Below are 227 nucleotides of genomic sequence, written 5' to 3'. Positions count from 1 at the left end.
CTGCGGGAAGTACCGGTACACCTTCCGGGCCGTGTGCGAGGAAGAGCCGGGATGCGTCCTCGAAGACGGTGCGACCCGGATCTTCCTGAACACCCGTGGAACGAATGACGATGAGGTCTCACAGGAGCTGGCAGAGTTCCTGCACTACGTGGAGCATACGACGGACGAGGCGGCGGAACATGCCGGGAGCGAACGCATCCGCCGCATCCACGACCGGGTCCGGAAGG

Annotated in this window: 1 pseudogene; it reads left to right on the top strand. The window is 64.3% G+C overall.

Annotation, left to right across the window (positions count from 1 at the left end):
- Positions 1-227 (top strand): annotated as a pseudogene (locus HJV72_RS20575) (Rpn family recombination-promoting nuclease/putative transposase); the annotation flags it as partial.

Origin of the sequence: Extibacter sp. GGCC_0201 (genome assembly GCF_017566055.1) — a bacterium.
GTDB lineage: Bacteria > Bacillota > Clostridia > Lachnospirales > Lachnospiraceae > Extibacter.
This window is presented reverse-complemented; position numbering and strand designations above follow the sequence as displayed.